Source organism: Flavobacterium sp., assembly GCF_044339515.1.
Taxonomy (GTDB): Bacteria; Bacteroidota; Bacteroidia; order Flavobacteriales; family Flavobacteriaceae; genus Flavobacterium.
The window spans coordinates 1-13,664 of the sequence record NZ_JBIIVK010000072.1; the positions used below are offsets into that span (position 1 = coordinate 1).

Consider the following 13,664-nt stretch of genomic DNA (forward strand, 5'->3'; position numbering starts at 1 on the left):
ATGAAGTCTACAAGCTTCTTCACTTCCAAAATTTGCCGTAAAACTGAATAAATTCATCGCTTTTTTTTATCAAATATAAGGCTTTTTATTTAATTATGGGTAATTGCGGACAATCAAAAAAAATTTATAAAATTAATCTTTTAAGTATTCTTCAAATGATTTTAATGAAAATGGAATTTGAAGTTTTGCAGCTTGTTCCATTAGTTTGTTTTTGTATTTTGATTTCAAATCGTTAAAACCACTTTTTGCGGTATTAAACTTATCCATCACATTGTCAATATTTGCAATTTGCGATGGAGAAGGAGCATCAAATTGTGAAGCAACTGTGGCATAAATAGTACTTAATTTTTCTCTTAATTGTGGTTCAGCAGCTCCAACATACATATCACCCGTAGTTACAACCATTGTGTTTTTTAAAGAATTAAATTCTGAATCAATTTTGCCGTTTGATTTTACTGATTTGGCATCTTTTTCCATAATTTTCTTATTCAAAGCAATAATTTCATCCAACTCATAAACCATGTAAGCTAACTCTTCATTTTTATCAAAAAGCATTTTTGTGGCTTCGGCTTGTTTTTTTCTTTCCGCAGATGAAATAACGCTTTTCGGATCATTTACCACTTTAAATTCCTGCGTAAATGTTTCTTTTCCTTTTGTTAAAACAGCTTTGTAGGTGCCTTCAGGAACTCTTGGCGAAGTAAACCCACCATAACTCAACGTTTTCCCGGTAGCTACTTTTGGATTTTTGGTGTTAAAACCCCACGTGATAATGTTAATTCCTTTTTGATTTCCTGCCGGAAGCGTAACGATTTTGTTTCCATTTAGGTCTTGAATTTCCAATTCCATCTTACCAAATGTGTGACGCTTTTTCAAATAATAAACAATTTGAGCCGCAGTATTCGGATTCGAACCAACAAATTCTAATTCTGAAGCTGTTCCTCCAAAACTCGATTGTTCTTCAATAGCGAACGGTTTCATCTCAAAGAAATGAACATCTTTTTTCAAAATATCCGGTGTAATTTGACGTAGCGGACTCACATCATCCAAAATGATAATTCCTCTTCCGTGCGTTGCCATTACTAAATCATTTGTCTTGGGATGTAAATCAAGGTAATGTACTGCTACTCCCGGCATATTATTTTCAAATTTCGACCAGTTTTTTCCACCATCAACGGTAATGTAAAGTCCTTTTTCAGTTCCCAAAAATAATAAATTCGGATTTTTATAATCTTCTTGTATATTTCTCGCAAAACCATCAATATCAGCGGTTACGATGGATGACCATGTTTTTCCAAAATCGGAAGTTTTATACACATAAGTTGCATAATCATTTTTAGAATGACCATCAAATACGGCATAAGCAGTTCCTTCATTAAAAACGCTGGCTTCAATGTGATAACACCACGTATTTTTTGGTAATCCTTTTAAATTCAAAGTTACATTTGTCCATGTTTTTCCACCGTCTTTTGTGATTTGAACATTTCCATCATCGGTTCCGGCCCAAAGAACGTCTTTGTTTAGAGGAGATTCTGCAAGGGCAAAAATGGTACAGTGGTTTTCAGCACCTGAATTATCTACTGACAAACCGCCTGATTTTTCAGTGTTTGTTTTTGTTGGATCATTGGTTGTTAAATCGCCTGAAATTTTTCGCCAAGTTTGTCCCATATCATCCGAAACGTGCACAAATTGGCTTCCTGCATAAATTCTATCTGGATTATGAATTCCGGTTACAATCGGTGTATTCCAATTAAAACGTAATTTTGGATCGCCTTTCACTGCAAGAGGTTGAATCGTTTTTAGTTCTTTTGTTTCTAAATTATATCGCCAAATATTTTCGGCACCTTGCATTTCACTGTAAATAATTTTTTTGGTGGGATGTTTCAAAACGCGGAAACCATCACCATAACCCACACTATGCCAGTCACGAGCTTCAATACCACCATCGCTTTTGCTTGGTCCATACCACGAACCATTATCTTGTAAACCACCATAAATATTATACGGTTCTTCATTATCCAAACTCAAATGATAATATTGTGAAAGCGGTAAATTCTTAACAATATCCATAGTGTTTCCTGAGTCCCAACTTCTATATAAACCACCATCGGTTGCCACATAAATTCGGTTGCTGTCATTCAAATCAACAGTAATATCATGAATATCAGCGTGCATATTTCCAAGTGGTTTGAATGTTTTTCCACCGTCACGACTTATTGAACCTCTTAATCCACCTTTATATAGAATATCAGGATTTCGTGGGTCAATCGTAATTCTTGAAAAATAAAAAGGACGAACAACCAATTCAAAATCACTGTTCAAATGTTTCCAAGTTGCACCTGAATCATCCGAACGATATAAACCTTTGTCTTTGTCTTGTTCTGTTTCTAAAACAGCATATAAAGTTTGCGGTTTAGATGGAGCAACGCCAATCGCAATTCTACCTAACTGACCTTTTGGAAAGCCATTGTGAATTTTATTCCAAGTTTTTCCGCCATCAATTGTTTTGTATAAGGCAGAATTGTTTCCACCGGAATTAAATGACCAAGCCGTTCTTCTGAATTCCCAAAAACTGGCATACATGATGTCAGGATTTGATGGGTCAATAACCAAATCGGCACAACCGGTTGTTTGATCAACATAGAAAACTTTGTTCCACGTTTTTCCGCCATCGGTTGTTTTATAAATTCCTCTATCTTCGCTGTCACCCCAAAGAGCACCTAAAACTCCTGCCCACACCACATCGCTATTTCTTGGGTCAACAATAATAGAGGTGATACGATCGGATTTTGGTAAACCCATGTTGTTCCAGTTTAAACCGCCATCGGTAGATTTGTAAATTCCATCGCCAATGGAAACACTATTTCTGGTCCATGGTTCTCCGGTTCCCACCCAAATTGTATTGTCCGGATTGTTTGGGTCAATGGTTACACAACCAATGGATTGAATGTGTTTATCAAATATAGGAGAGAAGGAAGCTCCTCCATCGGAACTTTTCCAAACGCCACCACCGGCAGCTCCAATATAAATAATTTTGTTGTTGGTGGGATGATTGGCAATATCCGAAATTCTTCCGCTCATAATAGCAGGACCAATTTGTCTTGCTCTTATATCACCAAAAAGTTCTTTACCTTTTAAAATCACATCTTCTTGAGCTTGTGATTGAAAGGACGAAATCAAACCTACTGTTAAAAATAATTTGAGAATGTTTTTCATATGTTCGTTTGGTTAAAAAAAATCCCCATACTAAAATTAATAAGGGGATTTTGTATGATTGTGATTGAATTATTCTTTGAAAGTAAAAGCACTTGCATCAACTGTTGGATTCAAAGTCACTTTTTTAATTTTCATTGGCTGACCACCTTGATTCATGGAGAACGGAAAATACATTCCTTCTACTTCTTGGTAATCGCTCATGGTTGTAACCGACATTTGTCCTTTCATTGGACCGGATTTAATTTCAGCTTCGGTTAAAATCGGAACATTGTTTTCAGTATCAAAATAGTAAAAAACAACATTGTCCACTTTTTGACCATCAACCATTTGTGGTTTTTTGGTAAGTTTTACTTTGTGACACTCAGTACCTTCTTTGGTTTCTTTTCCAAGGTATTCTGCACTGTAACCTTTTGCTTTATAATCAATTAATGGATCAGGATAATCTCCGGCTTCTTGTTTGATATTTTCAACCATTTCAGATTCCATTTTTTCTGCTTTCATCGTCATAAAATTGGTTGACCATGCGGTTGTTCCGTCAAATGCCATTTGTGTAATTTCTTGTCCTTGAAAATTAATTTTCAAATACATTTTTCCACCTTTTAATTGAACAAGTTCTACCGGAATTTCCATTCCTTGGTAGTTAACGTTCATTTCCATTTTTGTACCAGTCAAATTTTTAAATTTTTCGGCACCACCAATATTCTTGATGTACGTGTTAATTATTTCATCAGCCGTTTGAGCTTGTGCAGTAAAACCACCAAATACAAAAAGCATAATTCCGAATGCGATTCCTAATTTTTTCATTGTTAAAATTTTTAGTTTTTAAAATAAGTCTTAAAATTAGTAATTATGTTACAAAAAAAACTTTATTTGCACTAATAATTTTAAAAGCCAAACAGAATGGAACAAAACAACCCCTTTTCTATAAAAAATTGGGCAGAAGACGATAAGCCCAGAGAGAAATTAATGTTGAAAGGAAAATCAGCATTGAGTGATGCAGAACTTTTAGCCATCATCATTGGTTCCGGCAGCAGAAATGAAAGTGCTGTTGATTTAAGCAAACGCATTTTGGCTCAAGTGCAAAATAATTTAAATATTTTAGGAAAATTATCACTTAAGCAACTTACAGAATTTAAAGGAATTGGTGAAGCAAAAGCAATTTCTATCATTGCAGCTACTGAACTAGGCAGAAGGCGAAGAACGGAAGAGGTGCAAGAATTAGTAAAAATAAATTCCAGTCGAGTAATTTTTGATGTCATGCAACCGATTATTGGCGAATTACCTCATGAAGAATTTTGGGTTTTATATTTGAATAATGCAAACAAAATCATTCATAAAGCTCAACTGAGTAAAGGTGGAATTACAGGAACTGTGGTGGATGTTCGATTAGTTTTAAAAATGGCGTTGGAACACAATGCATTATCTATTGTTTTGACGCACAATCATCCATCCGGGAAATTACTGGCCAGCGATTCGGATATTGAATTAACACAAAAAGTAAAATTGGCAGCAAAACAATTGGATATCCATCTTTTGGATCATGTGATTATTACAGAGAATGGATATTATAGTTTTGCAGAGGAAGGAATATTATAATTTAAAGAAGTAAAAGTGTCTGAGACTAGAAAAAATCAAGCCAAAATACTTAGAGTTTTTAGAAAAGTGCATCGTACCACCGGAGCATTTCTATTCGTTTTTTTCTTTATTTTAGCTGCCACAGGATTTTTGTTGGGAATAAAAAAGCACAGTGGTGGAATGATTCTACCCGAATCAAAAAAAGGAACTTCAGCAGAATTGAGTGATTTTCTTCCTTTAGATAGTTTACAAAATAATGCAAATCGGTTTATAACGGACTATTTGAAGGAATCGAAATCAAGTGAAATTGACAGAATAGATGTTCGACCAGATAAAGGAATGGTGAAGTTTACTTTTAAGTCTAATTTTTATGAAGTACAACTCGATGGTGTAACCGGAAATTTATTGCAAATTGATTTGAGACGTTCCGATGTCATTGAAAAAATTCACGACGGTTCAATTGTTGATTATTATTTAGGATTTGAATCGGGCGTTTTTAAATTGATTTACACCATTATAATGAGTTTGGCTTTGCTGCTTTTTACCATAACCGGATTTTGGCTTTGGTATGGGCCAAAAAGAATGCGAAAATCTTAGGCTATTTTTTAGAATTGATTAACAACTCATTTTTCAAATTATCAGTATCTTTCGAATCTAATTAAAATGGAATGATTTATACAGAAAATTTAACTTTCTCATTTAACGAAACGACTCATTTTTCCTTTCCTAATATTATAAATAATGCATCAGAAACATTATTAATAACCGGAAATTCAGGAAAAGGAAAAACCACCTTATTACACCTTTTGGGTGGATTATTACGACCTAAATCAGGATCAATTTCCATACAAGACACCAATATTTCTTCTTTATCAGAAAAGGAATTAGATCGCTTTCGCGGAAGAAATATCGGTTTAGTGCTGCAACAATCGCATTTTGTGGCTTCTTTAAATGTACTTGAAAATGTGGTGTTAGCTTCATGGTTGGCAACAGGTAAAAAAGCAACTGAAAAAGCAAAATCACTTTTAAAGCAATTAGATTTAGAAGATCAAATGTATAAATTGCCTTCCAATTTAAGTGTTGGACAGCAACAACGTGTTTCCATTGCCAGAGCTCTGATTAATGAGCCAAAATTACTTTTAGCCGATGAACCAACCTCAAGTTTAGATGATGAAAACGCTGCAAAAGTAGCCGATTTATTAGCTCATTTATCCAAAGAATATAAAGCTGCATTGATCATTGTGACACACGACCAACGATTAAAAGATAAATTTTCTAACCAATTAAACTTAAACTAAATGATAGCAAAATTAGCTTGGAAAAACCTTTGGTTTAAGTCGTTGAATACCGTATTGAGTTTGGTTTTATTAACCGCTTCAGTCGCTATTATTTCATTATTGATTTTATTACAAGAACAATTTGAAAAACAATTTTCGAGTAATATTGATGGCGTTGATTTGGTTTTAGGAGCACAAGGAAGTCCACTGCAATTAATACTTTCTTCTGTTTATCACGTTGATGCTCCAACCGGAAATATTGATTACAAAGAAGCCGAAGTTTGGATGAAACATCCGTTTGTAGAATCCGCCATTCCATTAGCTTTTGGTGATAATTATCGCGGATTCAAAATTGTGGGAACAACGCCCGAATACATCAAAAAATATACGGCAACCATTTCTGATGGTAAAGTGTTTGAAAAGAATTTTGAAGTCGTTATCGGAAGCGAAGTTGCCAAAAAACTCAACATCAAATTGGGCGATAAATTTTTTGGAACCCATGGTGATGCGGAGGAAGGTCACTTACACGAAGAATATGCTTATGTAGTAGTCGGAATTGCTTCGCCAACCGGAAAAGTAATTGATAATTTGATTTTATGTACCGTTGAAAGTGTTTGGGAAATGCATTCAGGTCACGATCATGGGAGAGAAGCACATTCGGAAGATGAAAATCCGCCCCACGGCGAAGAAGGTCACATCCATGTTGATGGTGATGAACACGACCATGAGGAACATGTTCACGATGAAAATTGTAATCATGACCACGAGGAAGAACAAGACCAAGTAGTTTCTGAAAATCCCGCTCACGGCGAAGAAGGTCACGTACATGAAGAAGGTGATGAACACGACCACGAGGAAGCCAAAGAAATCACAGCTGTTTTAGTGAAATTTAAAAACAAAATGGGCATCATTTCTTGGCCACGTATGATTGCTCAAAACACCAAAATGCAAGCGGCTTTACCTGCAATTGAAATCAATAGATTGTTTTCGTTATTTGGAATAGGATTACAGGCCTTACAGTATTTGGCTTACGGAATTATGTTGATTTCAGGAATTAGTATTTTTATTGCTTTGTATAATCGATTGAAAGAACGAAAATATGAGTTTGCGTTGTTGCGAGTTTCGGGTGCATCACGAATTCAAATGTTAGGTTTGGTATTGTTTGAAAGTTTATTACTTTGCGTTGTAGGCTTTATCTTTGGTACGCTTTTTGGAAGATTGGCATTAATTATGATTTCAAGCACCACCGATGAACAATTTAAAATGGCATTCAATCCGATGACAATAATTTGGGAAAAAGAAGGAATTTTATTTTTGGTTACTATCTTTGTGGGGATTTTAGCCGCTGTAATCCCTGCTGTGAAAGCTTATCGATTAAATATTTCAAAAACATTAGCAAATGCGTAAAATTTATATAGTTTTTATTTTAGTTTTCGGAATTATCATTGTTTTAGATAGTTCATTGGAAGTAAAATATCCTTTTTCTAACACCAATTCATCCGAAGAAATTCCGATTCAACAAGCTGGTTTTATGCCTTCGTTTGAATCACAAAATATCGAGTTGGAAGAAGATATTTTTTCTCAAGTGAAACCTGACACTTTATCTTGGAAATTGTTGGGAATCATAAAATATATCAAAAAGCCGGACAAAGATTACCCTGATGGAGTTATGTTTCCTATCATCAATTCGGATTTAAAGACAAAAAATAAAAAGAAAATCGTGATGAGCGGTTTTATCATTCCGATTGATAATGTGTCGTATGCATTGAGTAAAAACGTTTTTGCTTCGTGTTTTTTCTGTGGTCAGGCCGGTCCGGAAACCATCATGGGAATCAAGTTTAAAGGCCCAACACCTAAACTAAAAACCGATCAATATGTAACCATGGAAGGAACTTTTCGTTACAACGATAATGATGTCAACGATTGGATATATCATATTGAGAATGCTGTGATTGTAAAAGGCGGAAAGAAATAATGATGAAATTTTACCCATTCCTTTCACCCATAACCTTAAAATGAAACCCTTCCAATATAAATCCGACATCTTTTTTGATTTAGATCATACATTGTGGGATTTCGAAAAAAATTCGGCTTTGGCTTTTGAAACGATTTTTAAAAAGCACGAATTGAAATTAGATTTAGAAAATTTCTTGGAGCATTACATTCCAACTAATCTTAAGTTTTGGAAACTGTATCGTGAGGAAAAGATTTCGCAGGAAGAACTTCGCTACCAACGTTTAAAAGAAGTTTTTGATTTAATGAATCGACAGGTTGCTGATGATTTAATTCATTTGCTTTCACATGAATACATTCACTATCTTCCACAGTTTAATCACTTGTATGATGGAGCGAAAGAAATTTTAGAATATTTGTATCCCAATTATAATTTGCATATCATAACAAATGGTTTTCAGTCGGTTCAAGATGGGAAAATGAAAAATTCTGATCTTTTGAAGTATTTTAAAACCATTACCAATTCTGAAAGTGCCGGTGTAAAAAAGCCTAATCCAACTATTTTTAGTCATGCTATTCAATTAGCAAATGCAGAAAAAGAAAAATCCTTAATGATAGGTGATAGTTGGGAAGCCGATATAGAGGGGGCTCTGAATTTTGGCATGGATGCCATATTTTTTAACGAATTTAATGTGCCTGTTGAAAATAATTTTCCGCAAGTAAATCATTTATTAGACTTAAAGAATTATCTTTAACTTTATTTATGTTGAAGATGAAAAAATCAGTTTTTATAATTTTATTCTTGAGTACTTTTCAATTGTTTGCTCAAAACTTAAACGATTACCAATATGTAGTTGTTCCAACAAAATTTGCCGGTTTTGACATAGAAAATCAGTACAGATTAAATACAATTACAAAATTTAATTTGGAGAAAATGGGTTTTGTTGCATTTTATGAAAACAATATTCCTAGTGATTTAATCAACCAGCGTTGTGATGTATTGACGGTAGATGTTGTAAAAGATAATAAGCTTTTTTGGGTTAAATTATATCTAACTTTCAAAGATTGTTACGGAAAAATAATTCACCAAAGTGAAGTTGGAAAAACGAAAGAAAAGGAATTTAAAATTGCATATCCAAAGGCTCTGGATGAAGCTTTCAAATCACTTTTTGCGTTGAATTATAAATATAATGGAACAAAAAGTAGTGTAAATGAAACGGTTTTAATAAACACTCCACAAAAAGCTGTTGTATCCTCAGAAAAAACAAAAGCAACTCTTCCGGCACTTGTTTCAGAAACAACAGATTATTCCAAATTACTTTTTGCTCAGCCAACCTCTAACGGATTTCAATTGGTAGATTCCACTCCAAAAGTGGTTTATAAATTATTCAAAACAGATAGTCCAACGTTGTTTTTAGCTCAAAAAGGCAATCAAAATGGTGTTGTTACCCTAAAAGATGACAGTTGGTTTTTTGAATACCAAGAAAATGAAAAAGTGGTTTCGGAGAAATTGGAGATTAAGTTTTAATACCCATATTTATCTTTCCACCGATTTTTCAAAAAATTTCGCAGCTCTTTCTCCCTGACATTATTTCCCGGTTCATAAAAAGAAGTATTTTGAATTTCATCAGGAAGGAATTCCTGTTCAGCAAAATTGTTTTCAAAATCGTGAGAGTACTTATATTCGTCTCCATAACCCAATTCTTTCATCAATTTAGTTGGTGCATTTCGTAAATGCAACGGAACGGGTAAATCGCCGGTTTGTTTGACGATTTGTTGAGCTTTTCCTATGGCTAAATAACTTGCATTACTTTTGGCAGAAGTTGCCAAGTATATTGCACATTGACTTAGAATAATTCTGCTTTCTGGGTAACCAATAGTTGTCACGGCTTGAAAGGTATTGTTTGCCATGATTAATGCTGTCGGATTGGCATTGCCAATGTCTTCACTAGCTAAAATCAACATTCTTCTTGCAATAAATTTCACATCTTCTCCACCTTCAATCATTCGGGCTAACCAATACACCGCACCATTTGGGTCGCTTCCTCGGATAGATTTGATGAAGGCCGAAACAATATCATAGTGTTGTTCACCCGTCTTGTCATATAAAACCGTGTTCTTTTGAACCAATTGCATCACTTTTTCATTCGTGATTTCAATGGAATCTTCTTCAGTGGCATTCACGATTAACTCGAAAATATTCAGCAATTTTCTTCCGTCACCACCGGAAAGTCGCAAAAGAGCTTCAGTTTCGGTTAATGTAATGCTTTTAGTTTTTAGAATTTCGTCCTGTTCAATTGCACGATGAAGAAGTTGTTCTAAATCATTTTTTGAAAACGCATTTAACACATATACCTGACATCTTGACAATAAAGCCGGAATGACTTCAAAACTAGGATTTTCTGTGGTAGCTCCAATCAACGTAATCCAACCTTTTTCAACAGCTGCCAACAATGAATCTTGTTGCGATTTGCTAAAACGATGAATCTCATCAATAAACAAAATCGGGTTTTTGGCTGTGAATAATCCGCCACTCATTTTTGCTTTTTCAATGACTTCACGTATGTCTTTTACCCCCGAATTAATGGCACTTAACGTGAAAAATGGCCGTTTACTTTCCTGAGCCATAATTTGTGCTAAGGTCGTTTTTCCTGTTCCGGGTGGTCCCCATAAAATTAAACTCGGAATGATTCCTTTTGCAATTTGATTTGTGAGAGAACCTTGTTCGCCAACCAAATGCAACTGACTAATGTATTCTGATAAATGTTGTGGCCGGATGCGTTCGGCAAGTGGTGCTTCCATGATGTAAAAATACTCATTTCTGACAAAAAAGCACTATTTTCGTTTTGGATGTGTTTTTGATAATGAGTTTTACTATGAAACAAAATTCCTTTATTTTTTCAACTTCGGTAATTGCTTGGCCTTTATTTTTTGTATTGGCATTGTGGATAGTTTTTTGGGTTGAAGTTAGATTTAAATTAGATTTAAGCAGTTATGGTGTTTGGCCAAGAACATTAAGTGGACTGAAAGGTATTATTTTGAGTCCGTTTTTGCACGGCGATATCAAACATTTGTATAATAATTCGATTCCACTTTTATTTTTAATAGCCGTTTTGAGGTATTTCTACCGAGAAGTTTCACTCCAAGTTTTAGTATTTGGTATTTTACTTTCAGGACTCGGAACCTGGCTTATTGGCCGAGAAAGTTATCATATAGGTGCCAGTGGACTGGTTTATGTTTTGGTGAGTTTTATATTTTTTAAAGGGATTCAAACGCAGTATTATCGACTGGTAGCTTTGTCATTAGTAATTGTGATGCTTTATGGAGGAATGGTTTGGTATATTTTTCCGGAAGTTGAAAACGGTATTTCTTGGGAAGGTCATTTGGCTGGATTCATTACAGGTTTTTTATTTTCACTTTTATACAAAGCAGAGAAGTATAAAAAACCAATTCGTTATGATTGGGAAAAACCTGACTTTAATCCTGAAAATGATCCGTTTATGAAACATTTTGATGAAAATGGAAATTTTGTCAATACTCCAAAACCTGAAGAATTAGAGGTAGAGTATACTTTTTTCAACATTGATGAAAATGTATTTTATGAATTTAAACCTGAGAAAGAGAAAGAATAATTAACGTCTCTGTCTCACCACTTCATATAAAAAAGCCCCACAAGCTACAGAAACATTTAATGAAGCTATGGTTCCAAACATAGGTAATTTTGCTTTCTCATCCACAATTTTCAAAACGGATGGATTTATTCCGCGATCTTCGCTTCCCATAATGATTGCTAACGGTTCATTTAATGATAAATCGTAAATTGCATCATCAGTTTTTTCAGTAGCGGCAATTGTTTTTATTCCTGAACCTTGCAAGTAAAAAATAGCATCTTTAATATGTTCAACTTTACAGATTGGGACATTAAAAACAGCACCGGCACTGGTTTTTACTGTATCTCCATTCACGGGAGCTGCACCTTGTTTGCCTATAATAATTCCATCTACGCCGGTACATTCTGCTGTTCGGATAATGGCACCAAAATTTCTTGCGTCCGAAAGTTGATCTAATATAAGAAACAGGGGAGTTTTACCACTTTCCAAAACATTCGAAATCAAATTTTCCAAATCGTGAAAATTCACAGGGGCAATTGTTGCCACAGCACCTTGATGGTTTTTGGCGGTAAGACGATTTAATTTTTCAATCGGAACATACGTGAAATTCACTTTATGTAATTTCATCACTTTCATTAATTCACGCATTAAGTCGCCTTGAATGTCTTTTTGCAAAAACACTTTATCGATTTCTTTTCCTGCCTGAATTGCTTCAATAATCGCTCTAATTCCAAAAATTTGATTGTCTTTTTCCATGCGGCAAAGGTATAAAAAAACCACTCTGTTTAGGAGTGGTTTATAAATAAAGAGTTAGAGTTAGTTAACAATTATTTTTATTGAGTCATTGTTTCCTGAGTTTAGTGACCTTAAAAGATATATTCCCTTTTCACCATAAAATAGTATCATATTATCTGAAATAATTTCAAAATTGATTCTTACTCCATTCATGTCAAGAATTTCAATGTCTTTACTTTTGTAACTTTCATCTAAATACAATACATCCCCAGCTTTATAAGGATTTGGTTTAACATCAATATTGGTTGATCTGTAGGGACTTCCACTACAAGATGTGAATAGATGAGATAATTTTTTAGTACATTTTAAACCAGTTATGTTATCAACATAGGTTACTTCAAGGAAAACATAAAAACCAGGAGGAAAATCTAATGGTGCATTTAATGTAAATTGCACTGGCGATATTTGACTGCCATTTGCTGCTATTCCATAAGTTCCACCAGCAACGATAAAAGTAGAGCCTGATTGATAAACAGCAGTATCAGGGCCAAAATAAACTGTTGCAGGATTAGGAAACGGATTATTTAAGTTTAAAGAAAAACTTAACATAACATTATGGTTGGGTTGTTGCCAGTTTGAATATGGAGCACAAGTTTGCGAATGGATTGACGCATTACAGTTTACACCACCACTAGCGTTGCCGGAAAATGAACAAGTGTGGCATCCAGTTTCATTAAAAAATGTGACATTGATGTTGAAAGGGCCGGGACTGAGAGCAGTAATTGAAACAGTATTATTCATGTCACTACCGTTAATTTGTAGATTCCCACTAGTACTGTTATTGCTATTATTGATATCCCAATCATGACATTGGCTACACTGTGCTAATGAAGACGAAATGGAAAATGTATATATTTGACCGACAGTTAAACTATTTGAACCAGAAATTCTACATTGAGAATTTGATTGAGTGAATGAGAATAAAAAAAAGATTAGATAAATTTTTTTCATAAGATTATATATTTAGAGTTAATAAGTGAACAAATAATTAAAAAATATATATTATTAATAACTACGTTTGTAGGTATATTTCTTGTAAAATTATTAAATAAATTATTAATTAACAATTTTTTTTTAAATTATTTAAAAAAACAATATTGGCTTAAATATATTGATAATGAAGTCGTTTAAACTTTTATTTTATTAAATTTTTTTAGTGCAATTATTATGAAAGCTAGATAATTAAAGCCTAACCAGCTATCTATTGTTGTGTCAAATCTATTGAGTAACGACCTAAAAC

General features: G+C 34.0%; 13 protein-coding genes and 1 pseudogene. 8 read left to right on the plus strand and 6 right to left on the minus strand.

Features of this window, described 5'->3' with window-relative positions:
- Window positions 1–132: 132 nt before the first annotated feature.
- Together ACIQ0M_RS14370 and ACIQ0M_RS14375 are read right to left on the minus strand one after the other, a co-directional pair.
- Window positions 133–3,213: a hypothetical protein gene (locus tag ACIQ0M_RS14370; protein ID WP_396153446.1), complete on the minus strand. Its 3,081-nt coding sequence runs from the start codon at window positions 3,211–3,213 to the stop codon at window positions 133–135.
- 69 nt (window positions 3,214–3,282) lie between these two features.
- Window positions 3,283–4,017 (minus strand): outer membrane lipoprotein-sorting protein, encoded by a 735-nt coding sequence (locus ACIQ0M_RS14375; protein ID WP_396153448.1) that lies wholly within the window; start codon window positions 4,015–4,017, stop codon window positions 3,283–3,285.
- 96 nt (window positions 4,018–4,113) lie between these two features.
- Between ACIQ0M_RS14375 and radC the strand changes: the two genes are divergently transcribed.
- From radC to ACIQ0M_RS14410, 7 genes are all read left to right on the plus strand, one after another.
- A complete protein-coding gene (gene radC / locus ACIQ0M_RS14380) occupies window positions 4,114–4,809 on the plus strand; it encodes a DNA repair protein RadC (protein WP_396153450.1) in 696 nt (231 codons plus the stop codon).
- Between the two features lie 15 nt (window positions 4,810–4,824).
- Window positions 4,825–5,385: a PepSY domain-containing protein gene (locus ACIQ0M_RS14385; protein ID WP_396153452.1), complete on the plus strand. Its 561-nt coding sequence runs from the start codon at window positions 4,825–4,827 to the stop codon at window positions 5,383–5,385.
- Window positions 5,386–5,456: 71 nt separating this feature from the next.
- Window positions 5,457–6,086 carry an ABC transporter ATP-binding protein gene (locus ACIQ0M_RS14390; RefSeq protein ID WP_396153454.1) on the plus strand — a complete coding sequence of 210 codons (630 nt, stop codon included), beginning with the start codon at window positions 5,457–5,459 and terminating at the stop codon, window positions 6,084–6,086.
- A complete protein-coding gene (locus tag ACIQ0M_RS14395) occupies window positions 6,087–7,472 on the plus strand; it encodes an FtsX-like permease family protein (RefSeq protein WP_396153456.1) in 1,386 nt (461 codons plus the stop codon).
- A complete protein-coding gene (locus tag ACIQ0M_RS14400; protein ID WP_396153458.1) occupies window positions 7,465–8,040 on the plus strand; it encodes a hypothetical protein in 576 nt (191 codons plus the stop codon). Before ACIQ0M_RS14395 ends, ACIQ0M_RS14400 begins: the two co-directional genes overlap by 8 nt.
- Window positions 8,041–8,080: 40 nt before the next feature.
- Window positions 8,081–8,773: a YjjG family noncanonical pyrimidine nucleotidase gene (locus tag ACIQ0M_RS14405; protein WP_396153460.1), complete on the plus strand. Its 693-nt coding sequence runs from the start codon at window positions 8,081–8,083 to the stop codon at window positions 8,771–8,773.
- 17 nt (window positions 8,774–8,790) lie between these two features.
- Complete coding sequence (locus ACIQ0M_RS14410; protein WP_396153462.1) at window positions 8,791–9,546, plus strand: hypothetical protein; 756 nt, start codon at window positions 8,791–8,793, stop codon at window positions 9,544–9,546.
- Here ACIQ0M_RS14410 and ACIQ0M_RS14415 read toward each other — a convergent pair.
- Entirely contained in the window at window positions 9,543–10,820 is a 1,278-nt protein-coding gene (locus tag ACIQ0M_RS14415) for a replication-associated recombination protein A (RefSeq protein WP_396153464.1), read from the minus strand. The genes ACIQ0M_RS14410 and ACIQ0M_RS14415 overlap by 4 nt on opposite strands.
- A 74-nt stretch (window positions 10,821–10,894) precedes the next feature.
- Here ACIQ0M_RS14415 and ACIQ0M_RS14420 point away from each other — a divergent pair, with 74 nt between their 5' ends.
- The gene (locus ACIQ0M_RS14420; RefSeq protein ID WP_396153466.1) at window positions 10,895–11,650 is read left to right on the plus strand and encodes a rhomboid family intramembrane serine protease; all 756 of its coding nucleotides are present in this window, start codon (window positions 10,895–10,897) and stop codon (window positions 11,648–11,650) included.
- Here the strand turns inward: ACIQ0M_RS14420 and rlmB are convergent, their stop codons facing one another.
- The 3 genes and pseudogenes from rlmB to ACIQ0M_RS14435 all read right to left on the minus strand — a co-directional run.
- A complete protein-coding gene (gene rlmB, locus ACIQ0M_RS14425) occupies window positions 11,651–12,385 on the minus strand; it encodes a 23S rRNA (guanosine(2251)-2'-O)-methyltransferase RlmB (RefSeq protein WP_396153468.1) in 735 nt (244 codons plus the stop codon).
- Window positions 12,386–12,445: 60 nt separating this feature from the next.
- Entirely contained in the window at window positions 12,446–13,375 is a 930-nt protein-coding gene (locus ACIQ0M_RS14430) for a T9SS type A sorting domain-containing protein (RefSeq protein ID WP_396153470.1), read from the minus strand.
- Window positions 13,376–13,551: 176 nt separating this feature from the next.
- Window positions 13,552–13,664, minus strand: a pseudogene (locus tag ACIQ0M_RS14435) (IS5 family transposase); the annotation flags it as partial.